Genomic DNA, 17831 nt, shown 5'->3' on the forward strand with positions numbered 1-17831 from the left:
CGATGTGTGGCTGGCTGCCCCTCAGGATGTGGTGGAACGCAGGTCGCGGAGACGGTACTGGCCCGGGAGATCGCAGCAGCCTTCGGCGTGGAGGTCGAGGGAGGGGGAGTCGAGGGTGGACGGCGTGAAGTAGGACGGGTCGAGGTGGTAGGTCAATGTGGTGCCGGTGCCGCCCGGTGCGTCGACATCGTGGGCTGGGCCGGTGGGGCGTAGGCCGACGAGGTCCTGACGCAGACCGTGGCCCCCGTGCCAGGTCTCGACAGTGGTGTGGGTGCTCACCGCTGCGGCTGCGGCGTGGACCCAGCGGTAGGAGGTCAGGAGGGAGTCGTAGTAGCCGGCCATCGAGCCGTCCGGGCCGGTCGGCCAGTTGTCACCTATCGAGAACGCGAGCTCGCCGAGGATCTCGACGGTGACCTCGGGTGCACCGGTCGGCGCGACTCTCGGGCCCGGGTGGAGCGAAGCAATGACGACGGCGGTCAAGACGCTGGTTGCCAGGTGCGCATCGGCCCCGAAGTACATGCCCGGGCGGCGGCGGACCGACTCGTCGAAGTCCAGGACCGTGATGTTCGCTGCGGTGTACTCACTCACGGGCTTACGGTGCCCGAACCGGTCGAGAAAGAGAAGAAGGTGCGGCGGGACGGCCTTTTCAGGATGCCCGGCAACGCGGGCCCATTACGGGCGGCCAGGTAGCCCGTTGGCGGGTTTGGGCCGGGCCTCTCGTCTGTCGCGGGTGTTGGTCCAGCCGGCCTTATACCTTGAGGACGTCCACGTCGTACAGCGCGATCGACGGGTCGCGGGAGGCCAGGGTCAAATTCTCGATGATTGCCTGCGCCACCAGCATGCGGTCGAAGGGATCGCGGTGGTGCGGTGGCAGGCGACCGGCGGCGATGGCGTGGGTGTGAGTCACCGGGAGTTCACGGAAGCCCATGTCTCTCACCCGCTCTGCCAGGTCAGAGGGTCCGACGAGCTTCCCCGTGCCTTGTTTGACAGTGATCTCCCAAAGGGTGACCGGGGAGAGAAAGATGTCCGGCTCATGGCGTAGCCGGTCGAGGAACTCGGCGCCGAGATTCGCGTCGCCGGTGATGGCCCTGAGCGCGACGTGGGTGTCCAGGAGCAGGGTCATGCGCCGATGCCGAAGTCGGCCGCGATCTCGGCGTTGGTCTGTGGTGAGTCCCAGTCGCCGGAGAGGTCCAGTTGCCCGGCGAGGGAGCCGATCGCAGTGCGGTTGGCCCGCCGGACCAACGGCACGACCTTTGCTGCCGGCGTGCCGGCCCGGTCGATGATGATCTCCTCGCCGCGCTCGACTCGTTCGATGATTCGCGACAAATGGGTCTTGGCATCGTGCATGTTGTAGTGCGCGGCCTCAGCCGACATGGCACAACCTCCATGGTTAGCTAAGGGCTTAGTCTAGCCTGTTCGGCCTCATGTGCCAGCGGTACGGCTATGTGTCGCCGCGACTCTGCTCGCGGGTGCGCTGAATGCTGCCGACCTCGCCTTTGATCGGGAGCCAGTAGAAGGGGATGAACGCGATGACCACTACGAGGCCCACGACCGGATGAAGAGCGCCCAATGCGGTCCCGACGACGATCCAGAACGGCGCAGGGCGGAAGCGCCTGCTGATCGCCCGGGCGGTGTCGTTGTCGGTGGCGGAGGTCAGCAGGCGTCGGCCGTGCCTGGCGTACTCCCAGATCACATTGAAGAGGATGGCGGCCACCACGTAGGTGGCCCCGTAGAAGATGAGTGCGGTGCGCTTGCCGTGGCCGGACTCGAACGCGTGGGCCAGGAGGGAGGAGGCGAACGGCAGGAACGCGATCACCATCAGCAGCAGGGTGTTGAGCAGGAGCAGCATGCGGTCGGCGGAGCGGATGTGGTCGAACATGACGTGGTGATTCACCCACATCTGTCCGATCAGCAGGAAGGTGATGGCGTACGCCACGTATGAGGGCCACAGTTCGGCGAGGCCGCGGAGCAGGTGTTCGGTGTCCTCCGGCGGCTGGATCTCCAGGACGAGCAGGGTGACGGCGATGGCAATGACCGCGTCGCTGAAGGTGACCAGCCGCTTCGGATCTCGTTCCGCACCGATCGGGCTGCTGGATCTGTTCGCGTCCTTCGCGGAGGCGTCGTGGGCCGCGCGGAACCAGCGCATGAGCCTCCCCCAGGGTGAGAGCACCCGGTCACGCACCGCAGGCAGGGCTGCCCACGGTGGTGATCCAAGAGCCGTCCGGTGCCGCGGGTTCCCGCCTTCGTATGAGCCAAACCGGCTTGCGGCTGCCGTACCAGCCCCTGCTGCCGTCACCGATCCCTGACCCGTTGCCGCCACCACGCCTGCGCGTGCCACGGACTCAGCTCGGCAGCTCGGGGGTCAGGCAGCGTCTTCCGGAGAAACTCCTCGTCCAACGGGTCGACGACACGTCGCAACTCGCGGCGGGCGGCCGTTGGCAGTCGGCGCATCGCGTCGCCCAGGACGTCTCGCTGGTACAACACATCGCAACCCGGACAGGGACAGTCATCCCCTAGATCCAGCCACCGTCCCGAGCGTCGGATGACGCTACGGTAGCCGGCCAGCGCGGTCGCTACTGAAACGAAACCCGGATGGGTGCCTTCGAGCCTGGCGATCGCCGCGTTCGCGCCGTTCGACAGACCATCGATGGGGCGGAGCTTGCCCGCATTCCGCCCGGCCGACGTCAACAGTGCGCGCAGCGCACCAGGTGACCTACGCGCCATTGGCCTTTCGGAGCTGAGTCATGACGAGCACCCTGCCACACCACGACCAGGCCCCGCCAACCCATTCACGCGGTGGTGACGCCGTCTGGATGAGTCGGCCTCAGCCGATGTTGATCAGCAACACCTGGTCGTCGCGAAGGTCGGAAATGGTGTCGCGCAACAGCCTCAACGTGTCCAGACCGGCCAGGCCGCTCTCCTCGAAAACCACCCCCATGTCCGCGAAGTGGGCGGCCAACTCCTCCTCGCGGTGCGCGCCGGGATCGAGCTGTTCCGACAACCCCGGGGCTGGAGTGATGAGCGTGGTCAGGCCGTACGCGCTGTTGATGGCCTCGGACTCGGCGTTGAACTCCGACGGCTCCAGGTCGATGCCGCGCTCCTCCAGATAGGTCAGGACGTACAGCATGCAGTAGCCGGACCAGTCGTACTCCTGCCGCGTCTTGCTCCCGTGTTCCGCCAGATACGTGTGGAACGACGACGGCGATGTGCGGGCCAGGCGGGCCAGCTCGGTGATGCTGTCCCTGGGGACCACTGTCAGTGACGCGATGGCAGACAACGCATCCTCCGCCGGTCTAGGAGAGCACTCGGTAGGTCACGTGCAGGACCGTGCTTGCCGCTCGCGCCGTCACCTGTTCGAGGGTCAGCGCCGGAACACCGTCGAACAGCCGCACGCCGGCGCCGAGGGTGATCGGCGCGATGTGCAACCGCAGTTCGTCGACCAGACCGGCGGCGAGGTACTGGTTGATGGTGGTCGCGCCGCCGTGGATCAGGATGTCGCCGCCACCGGCCGCCGTGCGTGCCTGCGCGAGCGCCGACTCGATCCCGTCGGTCACGAAGTGGAAGGTGGTGTCGCCCGCCATGGGCTGCGGCTCGCGCGCGTGATGGGTGAGCACGAACACCGGCTTGTGGAACGGTGGGTCCTCACCCCACCAGCCGTTCCACTGCCGATCCCACTCGCCGCGCACCGGACCGAACATGTTGCGGCCCATGATGACCGCTGAGGCGGCGTTGCTCAGGTCGAGCTCGGCCTGGTTCTCCTCAGCGGCGTCGAACATCCAGGCGTGCAGCCCTCGGCCCCAGCCGTCGCCACCATCGTCACCGAACGGGCGTTCCTCGGTCTGCTTGAGCCCGGCCGAGTACCCGTCGGCGGAGATGGTCTGGTCGGCGATCACCCTGCCGCTACGTGTGGTCACTGCACTCACCTATCGGGGGGACGGGGACGGTTGGACGTTCCGGCCGTCGACGGTCGGCCACGGCACGACGGGGTCGGCAGCCGGACGATCGGGTTGCGCGAGAAGGAACATGAGGATCAGACCGGCCATCATCACCAAGGGGACCATGCCGCAGGCGACAGTCACCACCACCGCCGTGACCCGAGAGCTGGGGTCTCTCCCGCTCTGCCACCTCGGGAACGAGTACACACCCAGCAGTAGGAGAACGAGCCACAGTGGCACCAGCAAGGGGGCGAGGGCGGGCCAGGCGGACCACACCGGCTCGTCGGCCGCGCCCCGGCCGAGGGCCGCCCAGGTGAGGGCGGTGCCCGGGAGGAGGCCAGCCGTCACCAGGGTGCAGACCAGCAGGGGTACGGGTCGACGTCGCCGTGCCACCCACCCGAACAGCGCCGCGCCGGCTGCGGCGCCGGCGACGGTGCCAGCGACAGTGCTGACGAGGAACGTGCCGGGCGCGGCCGGTGCGATGGTCAGCTCTGTCCCGCTCGCCGAGTAGTCGAGCGTGATCGTCAGCCCGTCGCGCTCAGCCCGCCAGCCGTCGCACAGGTAGCCAGGGACGCGGCGGAGGCCCTGCCAGCCCTGCGACACGGCGTTGCGTCGAAGCTGCTCGGAGAGCCCGCAGTCGTCACCATCGACGTACCAGAAGAACGCCTGGCCCGAACCCAGGTCGTCGGCAGCGAGATCGACGCCCCACCGGGAGCCCTGCACGACTCGACCCGAGTCGACCGGCACCGCGCCAGGAAGCAACTGCGCTGCCATTGTCCGCGCCTGGTCGTCGGTGGGCGGCGTGACACCGCGGCCGCCGTACCAGGCACCGAGGCTCAGGCCGACAGTACCCAGCAACACCGCACCGAGCAGCACCATTGCGACGCGCCGCAGCCGATGGCTCATCGGCGCACCTCTCTGCCGTAATGCGCTAGAGGGTAGCTTCCAGGGTCCGTGCGTGCTGCCCGGTGGATGTCGCCGCAGGGATGGGCTCCCTGCGGGATGTGCCGCACACCTTGTCTCGCGGCTGGGCCGGCACGCCGATGGCGGACATCGCCTCCTCGTAGCGTCGGTACGCCTGTGCGGCCTCGCCGTGCCGGCCCGCCGCCGCCAACGTCCGGATGAACTCGCCGTGCACACCCTCGTCGTGGGGTTCCAGTTCGAGAGCGCGGCCGAGGTGGCGGACGGTCTCGTCGACGTCGCCGGCGTCGCGGGCGAGCGAGGCCAGCTTGCGTACCACGCGCAGGTAGACCCGGCGTGCCTCCTCGCGGGTCGGTCGGGACCAGTCGTCGTACGGCTCGTCCTCCAGGAAGTCTCCCCGGTAGCGCTGTTCGGCGAGGAGCAGCGAGGCCCCTGCGTCTTCGGTTTCCCCCTGCTCGGCCAGCCGGAGACCGTGTGCCGATTCGGTGAGGAACTCCTCGACGTCGAGTTCGAGGTGACCGATGTCGAGGGCGAGACTCGGGTGCGCGGCGATGATGAAGTGGTCTGTGGGGCTGCGCCGCTGCGGATCGAGCACGCCCCGGAGGGTGGACAGCGCCACGGAGAGCCGGTGACCGACCCGGCCCGGATCCTGGCCGGGCCAGAGCGTCTCGCCGAGTTGCTCGCGAGGCACCGCGCGACCACGCCGGGCGGCGAGGATCCGGAGAAGATCACGGGCCTTACGTGACTGCCAGGCCGGCGCCATCACCTGTGCGCCGTCCACGTACACCTCGAAGCGTCCGAGGGTGCGGACGGTGACCTCTGTGACGCGGCGTGGGCCCTGCCGGCTGAGCGTCGGCGGCGGCACACCGGCACTGGCCAGCCGCTCAGCGGCCAGCCGGGCGTCGACGCGCTCCTGGGGATCCGCCCCGGGCAGCCGGCTGAGCAACACAGTGAGGCGGTCCGCGGCCACCACCGACGTGATGTCGCGCAACGTCGCCGCCGCCTCCCGCCAGGCACGACGGGTGTCGTCGGTGTCGGCGGCGGCGGCCCCGCGAAGCTCCAGCGCCTCGGCGAGCGCCGCGCGGTCGCGATGCAGCCGGGCGGCGGTGGACGCGGTCAGCGCCACCTCCACGGCCCGGGTGCGGTCGCCGATCTCCAGCGCCACCCAGCCGAGCGCGAGTCGGGCGAGCGCCGAGTCGGGCCCGCGTTCCAGCTCGACAGCGCGTTGGGCGAGGGCGAACGCCGTCGCGCCGTCCTCAGCGGCCAGCACCCGAGCCAACCCGGCGAGCGCCGGCACCTGGATCTGGAGGTCGTTGACAGGTTCGCTGGCGCGCAGCGCCTCCTCGTACGCCGCGCGGGCCAGGTTGGTGCGGCCCCGCAGTGCGTGAATATCGCCGATACCCACCAACGGGTACGCCACCTTGCGGGACCCCATCCGTTGAAGGAGCGGTACGGCACGTTCGTAACACGCGCTGGCCTGGGCGAGGTGACCGAGGTGGAAGTGCGCCGCGCCCTCGTTGCAGAGCGCCAGCGCGAGCATCGCGGCGTACCCGTTGGTCTGGGCCAACTCCACGGCGGGCCGCACCTCCGCCAGTGCTTCGAGGTATCGGCCCTCGCCCACCAGAGCGGACGCCCGATTGGCGCGGATGCGGGTGACCTGGACGGTGTCGCGTGCCGCCTCGGCAGCGCGCAGCGCCTTCTCGTGATGCTCGTCGGCTGCCGGTCGATCACCACGAAGCTTGGCGTCCAGGGCGAGTGCGGTGTGCGCGGCGGCGAGCGCCGCGTCACCTCCGACAGCGGTCGCCGCCGCGAGGGCCCGTTCGGCGTTGTCCTGACACGCCGCGGTGTTCCCGCTGGTCCACTGTGCCGCGGCGGTCCAGGCGAGCAGTCGGGCGTTGTCGGTGGACGGGCGCGCGTCGAGCACACCACGTTGGAAGACCTCCAGGGCGGAGTGCGGTTCGCCGCGCAGATAGTGCACCAGGCCGTACCGCCAGGCGAGGCCCGCCGCCATGGGCTTCTGACGGTCGGCCAGCACGGCGTACGACGCGAGTGCGGTTTCGAAGTCGCCGCGCATCTGCTGCGCCTCCCCGTAGAGCAGCCGCAGGCCGTCGGACCGGGTGCGCTCGGGCAGGGACTGGAAGGCGTCCACGACGGCCTCGGCGCCGCCCGCGGCGAGCAGCGCCGCGCCGTGGTCGGCGAGGATCCGCGCTGCCGCCTCGGTGAGACCCGATTCCTGGTACGACCGGAGGGCCGGAACGAGGAACCCGTGCTCGGCGTACCACGGTGCCGCTCTCGCGTGCAGGCGTTGCGCCGCCGCCGGGGCCAACGGGAACCGGCGTCGGGCGACGCTGGCGACGACCGGCACCATCCGGTACCCGTGCCCGCTCGTCGTCGGGACGAGGAGGCCGGCCCGGGCCAGTTGGTCCAGCCAGTGAACTCCGTGTCGGTGCCCGAGCACGCGGGCCAGGTCCGGGTGGAACGGATCGAGGTGCGCCGCGTCCCGCAGCAGCCGGTGGACCTCCGGCGCCAGCTCCGCTAACACGTCACGCACCAGACACGACTCCAGCGGCGTACCCGGCTCGGTCAGATCGTCCCAGTCGGTGCCGGCGGCAGCGGCCGTCCGGGCGGCCAGGGTGACCAGGGCCGGCCAACCGCTGGTCGCGTCGTGGATCCGGGCTGCGAGTGTCGGGTCGGTCAGGCCGTGGTCGGCGAGGACGGACGCCACCTGGTCGACTGAGAGCCGGAGGTCCGGCGGCCCGTGCTCGGCGAGCAGCCCGGACTGCCGCCGGGAGAGGGTCGGCGGGTGGCGGGTCAGGAGAACCACCCTGAGCTGCGGCGGCAGGTCTTCGAGGCTGTCCAGCAGCGCCTGTAGCCGGCGGCGGGGGAGTCGCGGCACGTCGTCGAGGACGAGCCAGCTTGGTTCGTCGACGGGCAGGTCCAGCGCGGATCGGGCGCTCAGCGAGACCAGGCGTTCCGGCCCGGCTGTCGCCAGGGCCGCGACGTCCGCCGCGTCGCACCAGCGCACCGGGCGGTCGCCCAGCCAGTCTCGTACGGCGAACGTCTTGCCGTACCCGGCCGCGCCCACCACGAGGGTGCACCGTCGGCTCAACCCGTGATCCGCTGCTGCGCTCATCGGCTGCCTCCCAGTCGAAGCTGGTTCATGTCTCATTTGGCGCTGCGCCGGCGGGCTTACGTACGTGAACGTCGCCGTTACGACACCGAATCCGGGACGCGATTGATGCCACCTTGACGGCGCTCTGAACCTCGCCTCGAAGGATGTCGAAGGCACGTAGAGGCGTGAACCGTCCGGGTCCGCGTCTCCGGATCGATCGGATGAGGAGTTGTGATGGCAAGAGTGCTGTCGGGACGCGCACTGCTCGCAGTGCTGGTCGTCCTGCCGACGGTGGCCGCGTGGAACGCCGCGCCGGCCAGCGCCGCCGGGGGGTCGAGTTCGGTGGTGTACGGCGACGAGCCAGCGGACCGCGAGATCGAGCTGGCGCGGCTGGGCTACCAGAACGGTGTGCGGGTGGTGTTCTCCCGTGACGCGGAGTCCGGCGACTGGGGCATTCGCCAGGACGGGGCGATGGGCCGCAACGCGCCCCTGGCGTACGACGACAAGCAGGGCATTCTGAAGACGTACCTGACCATCACGCCCCGGTCCGTGCCGGTGCCGCGGGAGCTGCTGTCGGAGCCGCCGGCCGGCACGCCGACCCCGCCGGAGCTGGCCTACCGGACCATCACCGCGTCAGTGGTCGTCGCCGACGATCTAGCCGCGCCGACGTCGGGCGGCATGGCCGCGGCGGCGGTGATGACCTGCTGGGACCTGTACTGGAACTCGTACAACTGGGCCGAGCTGCCCGGCTACCCGAACCCGGGCTCGTTGTGGCATCAGCCGAAGACGTACTACTCGTCCGACTTCGGCGGCATGAAGATGTACTCCTACAGCTACCTGGCCAACTGCGGCGGGTACGCCCGGCACCGGATCTACTACAAGTCGGCCGGTGACTACTACAAGCACCACGACTACGAGGTGGCGGCGGACCACTGGCAGGCGGTCAAGAAGGGTTCGGTGCACCGCTACCGCAAGGTGTCCTACGACGGCACGTCGGGGGACACCCGCAACGGCAAGTACACCGGCTAGCGGCGTCGGTGGCGGTGGTTCTCCGGTGGGTCCACCGCCACCCGGCCCGGCCGTGGATCGTGTCCAGTGCGCGACGAACAGAACGAGCACGCCGGGCTGGAGATTTAGCCTGATTCGGTGATCTCGATGGTTGGTACGGGCGTGCGCGTCAGGCTGCTCGGGCCGGTGGAGGTGGTGGTCGCCGGCAGTCCGCAGGCGGTGAACGGTGTGCGCCGCAAGGCGGTGCTGGCGACGTTGGCGCTGCACGCGGGCCGGGTGGTCAGCGTCGACCGGCTCATCGACGTGGTCTGGGGCGACAAACTGCCGGCCACCGCGGCGAACACGTTGCAGCGCCATGTCTCCTACCTGCGCGGGGTGCTCGGCGAGCCCCTGTCGATCGTGGCACGCCAGCCCGGTTACCTGCTCGACACCGGGCCGGATTCCACTGACGTCCAGGCCGCCGAGCGCCTCATCGAGCTGGCCCGGCGCTCGACGGACCGCAACGAGCAGGTGAAGCATCTGACGGCCGCTGTGGCGCTGTGGCGGGGCCCACCGCTGGCCGACGTGGCAGGGTCGGCCTGGCTTGAGGAGCAGGCGGACCACCTGGCACGCCTGCGGTTGGAGGCCGAACGATCGCTCGCCGAGGCCCGGTTGTCAGTCGGTGAGCACGCGGGGCTGGTCCCCGGGTTGGAACGGCTCGTCCGACAGCACCCCTTCGACGAGCACCTGCACGCGCAGCTGATGCTCGCCCTGTACCGCGACGGCCGACAGGGCGAGGCGGTGGCGACGTACCGGCGGCTGCGCGACAACCTGCGGGAGAACCTCGGACTCGACCCGGGTCCGCGGTTACGGGACCTGGAGTGCGCGATCCTGCGCCAGGACAGCGCGATCGCCGCACCGGCCGCGGCGGCACCATCGCGGGTCGCGGCGCAACTGCCTCCCCCCGTACCGACGTTCACCGGACGCGACGCGGAGCTGGCGGTCCTCGACGCGCTGGTCGACCGGGGCGGCACCGTCGTGGTCTCCGGGACCGCCGGCGTCGGCAAGACCGCGCTCGCCGTGCACTGGGCGCACCGCGCGGCCGAGCGCTTCCCCGACGGGCAGCTCTACGTCAACCTGCGCGGCTTCGACCCGGCGGCCACCCCGACCGACCCGGCGCGAGCGCTGCACGGCTTCCTGGAGGCGCTCGGCGTTCCGGTGGCTCGGATGCCCCGAGACCCGGACACGATGGCGAGCTTGTACCGCACGACTCTGGCGGGCAAGCGACTGCTGGTGGTGCTGGACAACGCGCGCGACGCCGAACAGGTCCGGCCGCTGCTGCCCGGCTCACCGGACTGCCTCGCCATCGTCACCAGCCGCGACCAGCTCATCCCGCTGGTCGTCACCGAAAGCGCCCAGCCGGTGCCCCTCGACCTGCTGAGCCCCGGCGAAGCCCGCGACATGCTGGTCCGCCGGCTCGGGGAGCGCCAGGTCGCCGCCGAACCCGCAGCTGCCGACACCATCGCCGACCGGTGCGCGCGGCTGCCCATCGCCCTGGCCATCGTGGCGGCCAGAGCCGCCACCAACCGGCACTTCTCGTTGGCCGCCGTCGCCGGCGAACTGGGCGACCTGGACGCCTTCCGGGCGGGCGACGACGCCACCGACGTACGGGCGGTCTTCTCCTGGTCGTGCCGGACGCTCAGCCCACCCGCGGCGCGGCTGTTCCGGCTGCTGAGCCTGCATCCCGGCCCGGACATCTCCGCCCCGGCCGTGGCCAGCCTGGCCGGCGTCGACGGTCAGGCGACCGGCCCCCTGCTCACCGAGTTGACCCGGGCGAATCTCTTCACCGAGCACACGTACGGGCGCTACGCGTTCCACGACCTGCTGCGCGCGTACGCCGCCGGCCTCGCCGACGAGGGTGAGCCGCCGGCCGAGCGTCGGGACGCCGTGCACCGGCTGCTCGACCACTGCCTGCACACCGCTCACGCCGCCGACCTGGCGCTGCACCCGCACTTCAGCGCGATCAGCCTTCCACCACCCTCGGTGGGCGTGACGCCGGAGCGCCCCAGGAGCCGGTCGGCCGCCTCGGCGTGGTTCACCACCGAGGTCCCCGTCCTGCTCGCCGCGGTACCGCTCGCGGCGCGGTCCGGGTTCGAGGGACACGCCTGGCGGCTCGCCTGGGCCATGGCCGGCTTCCTGCACCGGCAGGGTCACTGGCAGGACTGGCTCGGCACGCAACAGATCGCTCTGGCCGCCGCGTCCCGCATCGGGGATCAGGCGGGGCAGGGCCACGCGCACCGCAGCCTCGGTCTCGCCTGCTCCCGGCTCCGACGGTACGACGAGGCCGACGACCACCTGCGGCGCGCACTCGACCTGTTCACCGACGTCGGCGACGACGCCGGCCGGGCGCACACCTGCCTCAACCTCGGTCAACTGGCCGAGCGGCAGGGGCAGCACCAGCAGGCGCTGCGCCATTCCCGGCAGGCGCTGGCCCTGTTCCGGGGGACCGGAAACCGGGCCGGGCAGGGATACACCCTCAACGCTGTCGGTTGGCAGGAAGCGCTGCTCGGCAACTACCACCACGCGCTTGAATCGTGCGGCGAGGCGCTGCGGATGTTGCAGGAGGTCGACGACGTCCAGGGGCAGGCCGACACCTGGGACAGCCTCGGCCACGCCCACCACCAGCTCGGCGACGACCGGCGAGCGATCGCCTGCTACGAGCACGCCCTCGACCTCTTCACGCAGGTCAACGACCGGTACGCCGAAGCGGGCACGTACGTCAATCTCGGCGGCAGCCACCGGGCGCTCGGCGACCTCGCCGCCACCCGTAGCGCGTGGCGCCGGGCCCTGACCATCCTCGACGAGCTCGGCGATGCCGACGCCGACTCGATCCGCGCCGACCTCGATCAGCTCGACGCCACGCGGCTGCACTGACGTACTCCACTTTCAGCGCCGTTTCCGGGCCGTTTCAGCGTGCCCCGCCACTCTTCGGACACCAGTTTCTTCCGCACCAGGAATGGAGCGTTCGATGAGTCGTTTGGCACACCGCCTCGCGGTGATCGGGGTGGTCAGCGGGACGGTGCTGGCCATGTCCTCCGCCGCCGTGGCCCAGACCGAGAAGCCGCCGCAGAAGGGCGCCGACTGCGTGGTCCAGCACGTCGACGAGCGCGGAAAGATCCTCCGCACCGAGACCGCGCCCGAGGGCCGGGAGTACAGCCCGTTCCGCTGCGTCGCCGGGAAGTGGACGTTCGCCTGGGCGCCGTTCGGCGCGGACGACATGATCACGGCCGACGAGATCCAGATCGAACCCTCGGGTGCCGTGTCGGTCCGACGGTTCACCGGCCCCGCCCTCGGCAACGACCTCACGGTGGGTGAGATCGCCGGCATCGCCCAGGCCGTCAGCGGCAGCCGGGAGGTGCTGGTCGACCGCGCGATCGTCGCTGTCGACGACGGCAAGGAGCGGACCCCGGAGCAGGTCGCGGCGCTGCTCGCCGGCAAGGACGACACCGGGGTACGGGTGCTGGACATCATCGAGAAGCCGAATGCCGCCATGTCGACGAAGGACGTCATCGACGAGGCCGGCGGCACACCCGAGACGACAGTCGTCTACTTCAGCATCTGGGGCGCGATCAAGTCGGTGTTCGCCTGGATCGTGGACACGATCGGCGACATCGGTGAGTGGATCGACGACCACTGCGACGTGGGGTCCCCCAACGACTTCGGCGACATCGTCACGTGTCAGTGGTAGCCCGTCCCACCCCGCGGACACCGATCACCGAGATGAGGACAGGATGACAACTCTGCGGGACATCACCAGGCGCGCCACCATCGTCACGACCGCCCTGATCGTCGGGCTGACCGCTTCGTACGCCCCGTCGCAGGCCGCCGATGGTGAGGCCCGGACGACGATCACCGACCACCCCGGTGCCCCGGGCACGATGCTCCAACAGTTCGAGGACCTGACCGGCCGGCCCGTCGGCGACCTGGACAAGGTGCTGGCCGTCGACACCGGCGGGCGGACCCTCACCAGCGACCAACTCGCAGCACTCGCCACCGGTAAGGAGGTCGACGGCGTCAAGGTCGTCGGCACGATCCCGGGCAGTCGGGACGTCCTCGGCACGACGATGGCCGACCTCGCCGACGGCGCGTACGACGGCAGCGGCGACAGCGGGACAGCGACGTCCCTGCTCTTCTCCTCGTCCACCCCCGACGGCCGGGAGTGGTGCCTGACCATGTGCGTCGCCTCGGGCAAGAGCATCTGGCAATGCCTGTTGTCGCGTCGGACGGGTGACCTGATCCTCACCCTCGACCTTGATGGCAGCACCACTGTCGGCGGAACGAAGGCCGCCTTCGAGAAAGCCAATGGTGTCGTCGTCGACGGCCCGTACGCGGTGGACACGCTGATCGGCGACCGCGAGCCCTCGGCGGACGAGATCGGGACGCTGCTCGACGGCAGGGACATCGAGTCGATGCGCCGGGTGGCGACAGTGGACAGGCCGGACCCCGGGTGGGCGCTGGCCGACATCGCCGAGAACTCCGGCGTCGTGTACGCGAAGACCAAGGCCCACATCTTCACCCTCAACCTGCCGCTCCTCGGCAAGATCCTCGTGGTCTGCATTTCGCAGGACGGCGGAAAGACCTGGAAGTGCTCGGCCAAACAGTGGGACGGGTTCTGACGGGCAGTCCGCCGAGGGTCCCGCTCCGCATCGACCTTCCCGGTCGACGCGGAGCGGGATTCCGCGATTGCGGCCATGACTATGCAGTACGTCCGCGTTCGGCGGCGTGAACCAATGCGCCGAGGCGGTGGCGCAGGGCGCGCGAACCCCGACGTGCTTGGCCTAGGTAGGCGCCGGACAAGATGGCCAAGTGGATCTCGTGAAGCGGACCGGTTACAGCCGCGAACGGGTCCGCCAGATCCTGCGAGCCGCCGGCATCGAGGCAGACTGACCCGGATCGAACCCCATTGGCCAGGGGAGTGGTGCTATCGGACGACAGCGCCGACGCGTGTCCGATAGGGACGGACGGTGGCTCTGGCCGAGCGCGTCCCTGATACTCGTCAAGTGATCAGCAACGAGCCTCGCGTCCCGTGGTTGCCTCGCGCGCCCCACCCAGCCGACAGTTCGACACTGCCGCTCTACATGGTCATGTTCTTTGTCCTGGGCCTCCTTGGCTTCGCGGCGCACGGGTTGAACGACGGCAGGGAAGGGTTCGTTCTCGCGAGCATCGTCTCGGGAGTGTTCTTCGCCTGCTTCCTGATCCTCTTCGCGGTCTACTGGATCGGATACCTGCTCAAGGGACACGCCATCTGGCAGGCCGAGCGCCAGGCCGAGTCCGATGGGCCGTCCACGGGTCAACGACCGCAGGACTGAGCCCGTCGGCTTGAGCCGGCGCGCGATCCTCCACTCAACCCCGGAGGCCGCCGGTGGCGTCTCACTCTGCGTCCGCAGTTAGACGCGAGATGGACGCGACCTGGAGGTGGCGTGAGTCGGCACGACGACGACGAAGAGTTTCGGCTGTTCGTCCAACGACAGTGGGGATCGCTGCTCCGAACGGCCTACCTGCTGACCGGTGACCGGGGGACAGCCGAGGACCTGACGCAGTCGGCGTTGGAGAAGACCCATCGGCGTTGGGGCCGGGTGCTGCGCAGGGACGCGCCCGAGGTCTACGTACGCCGGGCGATGGTGAACACGGCGATCTCCTGGCGGCGCCGACGGCGGCCGTTGGAGGTGCCCCTGCTGACCGGCGACAGCCAGCCGACGCATGACGCGTACGTGCAGGTGGAGCAGCGGCAGCTACTCCTCGCCGCGTTGCGGCGACTACCGCCCAGGACGCAGGCGGTGCTGGTGCTGCGCTACTTCGAGGATCTCAGCGAGGCGGACACCGCGAAGGTTCTCGGCTGCTCCGTCGGGGCTGTGAAGAGCCAGGCGTCGCGCGGGTTGGCCCGGCTGCGGACCGACTTCGCCGCCCCACCCGCCGCTCAGTCCCCGGTACGGCTCGAGGAGGAACTGGCATGACCGGAAGCTTCGCCAATTCGACGCTCAGTCCGGCGCTGCGGCAGGCCGCGCACGGCGTCGACGTACCCGAGGACCCCTGGCCCGGGTTCGCCCGCCGGGAGCGACGCCACCAGCGGACGCGGCTGGTCCGCACGGCGTTGGCCGCAGCGGTCGGGGTCGCACTCGTCGGGGTCCAGACCAACATGGTTCCGCTGCCCGGATGGGCACCGGGCATCGCTGTCGCCGCCACACCGACGGCGCTGCTCGACGCGCCACCGCGGGGCGCGCTGGCGGGGGACCGGGCCTGGCTGGACACGCTCCGAGCGCGGATCAGCGCCGATCCGCCGGTGCGAATCGACGCCCCGGTGGGTGCCTGGAAGGTCGGCGACAGTGACCGGATCCGGCTGATCTACGGCAGTGACCAGCCGGGCCACCGGGTCGCGCTGGTCGCGGTGCCGCTGCGGTTCGGCCTGCTGACCAGGGAGGCACTGGTCTGGTACGTGGGTCCGGCGGGAGCGAGCGCCCAGCAGATGCGGTACGGCGGCCACAGCGAGGGTAACGACGACCCGGTCATGACGCTGATGCAGGCATACCCCGACCGAGCCGGGCTCGCGGTCGCCGTCGGTCCGCCCGAATCCACAGTGACGATCAGTGGCGACCCCCGGTACACGTCGAGGGGAACTGTGGAGTACCAGGACATCGCCAGGGCGGACGGCGGCGGGGTCGGGCTCGCCGCGCTGCCTCCCGAACCGCTTCCGCACCAACCCGTCGTCCGGGTCAGCCACGGCGAGCGGGTGTTCTTCCAGGGCGGTCTGGGCGGCGGCCCGTACGCCGGGCTCGATCCGACCGGGCCGGAGATCGACGCCCTGCTCACCGGCGCTCGCCGACCCGCCCGAGGCACGCCGCTCGACGACGCCAACCTCCGCAACTTCCTCCATACGGCACTGCAGGACAGCCACCTCCCGGCCGTCGGCACGACGGTGCGGGTGCGGTGGTCGGGCCGCGAGCACGGCCAGGCCGCCGCGCTGCTCACCGTGCAGCCGGCCGGTGGTGGAGTGATCGCGTACGCCATGCACGGCGACGATCGGACCGGCTGGTGGACCGACCTGCGGCTGCTGTTGCCGGCCGAGGGCGCCGACCGGCGACCGATCGGCTGGCGGGTGCGGGCCGACGACGGCGCCCGGCCCCCCACGGGCGAGGTGCGGGTGATCGCCCCGCCGGACGCGGCCCGCGTCACGGTGACCGTCGGAGGCGCACCCCCGGCCACTGTCGCCCTCGACGCGTCGAACGCCGGCACCACCCGGGTGCCACCGGACGAGGCGGCCACTCTCACCGCGTACTCCAGGAACGGTGGTGTCCTCGGGACCACCCCGCTGCCGCCGGTGGAATCGGACCACGACGCGGGGGGTCTGCCGGGCGACAGTCCGGCCACCCGGGTAACGCCCTGACGCAGCGACGAGCGGGCCGAGCCGTCCCCGGGACGGCTCGGCCGCGCCGCCACCACGTCGGCCTCTAGGATCGACAGCCTTGACGGCGAAGACGGCCTGCGGGAGCGCGTGGTGACGATCGAGGCAGAACGGCCAGCCGACCGGCTCGCCGACATCGCCGAGCGGGCCGAAGCCGTGCTCGTCGACTTCGACGGCCCGATCTGCCGCCTGTTCGGCAGCAGGGCCGCGCCGCGCGTTGCCGCCGACTTGCGTCAGCTGATCCTCAGCCGGGGCGTCGTCCTGCCCGACGAGCTGCGCGACGGGGACGACCCGTTGGAGCTGTTCCGCGCGACAGCTGTGCTCGCGCCCGAGCTGGTCGGTGTCGTCGGTGCGGCCCTGGCGGCGGCGGAGGTCGAGGCAGCGGCGTCCGCGGAGACCACGATCGGCGCCTTCGACCTGGTCGCCGCGTGCCTGGCGACCGGGCGTCCCCTTGCCATCGTCAGCAACAACTCCGCCGCAGCCATCGGCGCCTATCTCGAGCGCCGCGACCGGGCCCGCTACTTCGCCGCCGTCATCGGCCGAGGCGAGCATCCCGATCTGCTCAAGCCCAACCCGGTGCCGGTTGTGCAGGCCCTGCAAGCGCTGAAGGTCGCGCCCGACGCCGCTGTTCTGGTCGGTGACTCGATCACCGACATCGCCGCAGCCCGAGCCGCCGGTGTCGCCTGCGTCGGGTACGCCAACAAACCCGGCAAGGCCGAACGCCTCGCCGCCGCCGGTGCCGACGCGATCGTCACCGACATGACCGACCTGGCCGGCGTCCTCGCTCGTACGCGCAGGCCGGTCAGCCAACTGCCGTGGGTCGACTCGGGCGGCGGGCCGCTCATCGTCGTGCCGACGACGGCGCTCGGCGAGTGGAAGGGCGCGTCGGACGACGACGATGACTCCTGGGGTGACTACTACCGGGCCTGCGACGTCGACGGATACGTGGGGGTGCTGGACGTCGGTGCCGACCAGGCGCTCGTTCTGGCCGACGAACCGGCTTCCACCACGTACCTCCCGGACCAGCGGATCTTCGTGCGGTGGCTCTACGCCGTCTCCGAGGCAGAGGTCGTCCGCCTCGTTCCCCGGGCGGTCGAGATCGCCGACTGGAAAGACGCGGGTACGTGGACGACCAGCGGGCCAGCCGAGTTGTTCGACTCCGGCTACACCGGCGACGGGCTGGAGCACACCACCCACCTCACAGTGGACCTGGCTCGTGGCACGTACCTGATCCGCACCGCGGTCGTGCAACCCGACAGGAGGACGGCCCTGGTGCTGGTCCATTTGGTCGCGCAGACGCAGCCGGTCTGAGCGCCGCAGCCGAACTTCTACCGCCTCGCTTGTCGGCCTGAGGGCCGTGAACGCGTCGAGAAGAGGACCGCGCCGATCTTGCAGCTTCTGTTGCCGACCTGAGTGG

Annotated in this window: 17 protein-coding genes; 8 read left to right on the forward strand and 9 right to left on the reverse strand. The window is 70.6% G+C overall.

The window, feature by feature from the left end; genetic code table 11:
* Positions 1 to 21: 21 nt before the first annotated feature.
* The 9 genes from NIE79_RS11775 to NIE79_RS11815 form a co-directional block, all read right to left on the reverse strand.
* Positions 22 to 588: a DNA topoisomerase IV subunit B family protein gene (locus tag NIE79_RS11775; RefSeq protein WP_238678576.1), complete on the reverse strand. Its 567-nt coding sequence runs from the start codon at positions 586 to 588 to the stop codon at positions 22 to 24.
* Positions 589 to 748: 160 nt separating this feature from the next.
* On the reverse strand, positions 749 to 1123 hold the full coding sequence (locus NIE79_RS11780; RefSeq protein WP_238678577.1) for a type II toxin-antitoxin system VapC family toxin: 375 nt from the start codon (positions 1121 to 1123) through the stop codon (positions 749 to 751).
* Complete coding sequence (locus NIE79_RS11785; RefSeq protein ID WP_238678578.1) at positions 1120 to 1374, reverse strand: type II toxin-antitoxin system Phd/YefM family antitoxin; 255 nt, start codon at positions 1372 to 1374, stop codon at positions 1120 to 1122. Before NIE79_RS11785 ends, NIE79_RS11780 begins: the two co-directional genes overlap by 4 nt.
* Positions 1375 to 1441: 67 nt before the next feature.
* On the reverse strand, positions 1442 to 2146 hold the full coding sequence (locus NIE79_RS11790) for a TMEM175 family protein (protein ID WP_238678579.1): 705 nt from the start codon (positions 2144 to 2146) through the stop codon (positions 1442 to 1444).
* 146 nt (positions 2147 to 2292) lie between these two features.
* A complete protein-coding gene (locus NIE79_RS11795; RefSeq protein WP_238678580.1) occupies positions 2293 to 2484 on the reverse strand; it encodes a hypothetical protein in 192 nt (63 codons plus the stop codon).
* A gap of 340 nt (positions 2485 to 2824) precedes the next feature.
* Positions 2825 to 3277, reverse strand: coding sequence for a hypothetical protein (locus NIE79_RS11800; protein ID WP_238678581.1), 453 nt, complete (start codon positions 3275 to 3277; stop codon positions 2825 to 2827).
* A gap of 16 nt (positions 3278 to 3293) precedes the next feature.
* Entirely contained in the window at positions 3294 to 3914 is a 621-nt protein-coding gene (locus tag NIE79_RS11805; RefSeq protein WP_238678582.1) for a dihydrofolate reductase family protein, read from the reverse strand.
* Between the two features lie 9 nt (positions 3915 to 3923).
* A complete protein-coding gene (locus NIE79_RS11810) occupies positions 3924 to 4841 on the reverse strand; it encodes a hypothetical protein (protein ID WP_238678583.1) in 918 nt (305 codons plus the stop codon).
* 25 nt (positions 4842 to 4866) lie between these two features.
* On the reverse strand, positions 4867 to 7989 hold the full coding sequence (locus tag NIE79_RS11815) for an AfsR/SARP family transcriptional regulator (protein ID WP_238678584.1): 3123 nt from the start codon (positions 7987 to 7989) through the stop codon (positions 4867 to 4869).
* A 213-nt stretch (positions 7990 to 8202) separates the two neighbouring features.
* Here NIE79_RS11815 and NIE79_RS11820 point away from each other — a divergent pair, with 213 nt between their 5' ends.
* The 8 genes from NIE79_RS11820 (at position 8203) to NIE79_RS11855 (ending at position 17725) form a co-directional block, all read left to right on the forward strand.
* The gene (locus NIE79_RS11820) at positions 8203 to 8997 is read left to right on the forward strand and encodes a hypothetical protein (RefSeq protein WP_238678585.1); all 795 of its coding nucleotides are present in this window, start codon (positions 8203 to 8205) and stop codon (positions 8995 to 8997) included.
* Positions 8998 to 9123: 126 nt separating this feature from the next.
* Complete coding sequence (locus tag NIE79_RS11825) at positions 9124 to 11889, forward strand: AfsR/SARP family transcriptional regulator (RefSeq protein ID WP_238678620.1); 2766 nt, start codon at positions 9124 to 9126, stop codon at positions 11887 to 11889.
* A 94-nt stretch (positions 11890 to 11983) separates the two neighbouring features.
* A complete protein-coding gene (locus tag NIE79_RS11830; protein ID WP_238678586.1) occupies positions 11984 to 12703 on the forward strand; it encodes a hypothetical protein in 720 nt (239 codons plus the stop codon).
* Between the two features lie 43 nt (positions 12704 to 12746).
* Positions 12747 to 13631 carry a hypothetical protein gene (locus NIE79_RS11835; protein ID WP_238678587.1) on the forward strand — a complete coding sequence of 295 codons (885 nt, stop codon included), beginning with the start codon at positions 12747 to 12749 and terminating at the stop codon, positions 13629 to 13631.
* Positions 13632 to 14015: 384 nt separating this feature from the next.
* Entirely contained in the window at positions 14016 to 14324 is a 309-nt protein-coding gene (locus NIE79_RS11840) for a hypothetical protein (RefSeq protein ID WP_238678588.1), read from the forward strand.
* Between the two features lie 111 nt (positions 14325 to 14435).
* On the forward strand, positions 14436 to 14969 hold the full coding sequence (locus NIE79_RS11845; protein ID WP_238678589.1) for a SigE family RNA polymerase sigma factor: 534 nt from the start codon (positions 14436 to 14438) through the stop codon (positions 14967 to 14969).
* The gene (locus NIE79_RS11850) at positions 14966 to 16396 is read left to right on the forward strand and encodes a hypothetical protein (protein WP_238678590.1); all 1431 of its coding nucleotides are present in this window, start codon (positions 14966 to 14968) and stop codon (positions 16394 to 16396) included. Before NIE79_RS11845 ends, NIE79_RS11850 begins: the two co-directional genes overlap by 4 nt.
* 111 nt (positions 16397 to 16507) lie before the next feature.
* A complete protein-coding gene (locus NIE79_RS11855; protein ID WP_238678591.1) occupies positions 16508 to 17725 on the forward strand; it encodes an Imm21 family immunity protein in 1218 nt (405 codons plus the stop codon).
* Positions 17726 to 17831: the final 106 nt, after the last annotated feature.

The sequence above is a fragment of the Micromonospora trifolii genome (assembly GCF_022229005.1).
In the GTDB taxonomy this organism is placed as follows: domain Bacteria; phylum Actinomycetota; class Actinomycetes; order Mycobacteriales; family Micromonosporaceae; genus Micromonospora; species Micromonospora trifolii.

What these genes read in the sequence shown, in the direction of transcription:
- NIE79_RS11780 (WP_238678577.1), bottom strand. Translation starts at nt 1,123, where the DNA reads ATGACCCTGCTCCTGGACACCCACGTCGCGCTCAGGGCCATCACCGGC.
- NIE79_RS11810 (WP_238678583.1), bottom strand. Translation starts at nt 4,841, where the DNA reads ATGAGCCATCGGCTGCGGCGCGTCGCAATGGTGCTGCTCGGTGCGGTG.
- NIE79_RS11815 (WP_238678584.1), bottom strand. Translation starts at nt 7,989, where the DNA reads ATGAGCGCAGCAGCGGATCACGGGTTGAGCCGACGGTGCACCCTCGTG.
- NIE79_RS11790 (WP_238678579.1), bottom strand. Translation starts at nt 2,146, where the DNA reads ATGCGCTGGTTCCGCGCGGCCCACGACGCCTCCGCGAAGGACGCGAAC.
- NIE79_RS11825 (WP_238678620.1), top strand. Translation starts at nt 9,124, where the DNA reads ATGGTTGGTACGGGCGTGCGCGTCAGGCTGCTCGGGCCGGTGGAGGTG.
- NIE79_RS11835 (WP_238678587.1), top strand. Translation starts at nt 12,747, where the DNA reads ATGACAACTCTGCGGGACATCACCAGGCGCGCCACCATCGTCACGACC.
- NIE79_RS11820 (WP_238678585.1), top strand. Translation starts at nt 8,203, where the DNA reads ATGGCAAGAGTGCTGTCGGGACGCGCACTGCTCGCAGTGCTGGTCGTC.
- NIE79_RS11785 (WP_238678578.1), bottom strand. Translation starts at nt 1,374, where the DNA reads ATGTCGGCTGAGGCCGCGCACTACAACATGCACGATGCCAAGACCCAT.
- NIE79_RS11850 (WP_238678590.1), top strand. Translation starts at nt 14,966, where the DNA reads ATGACCGGAAGCTTCGCCAATTCGACGCTCAGTCCGGCGCTGCGGCAG.
- NIE79_RS11830 (WP_238678586.1), top strand. Translation starts at nt 11,984, where the DNA reads ATGAGTCGTTTGGCACACCGCCTCGCGGTGATCGGGGTGGTCAGCGGG.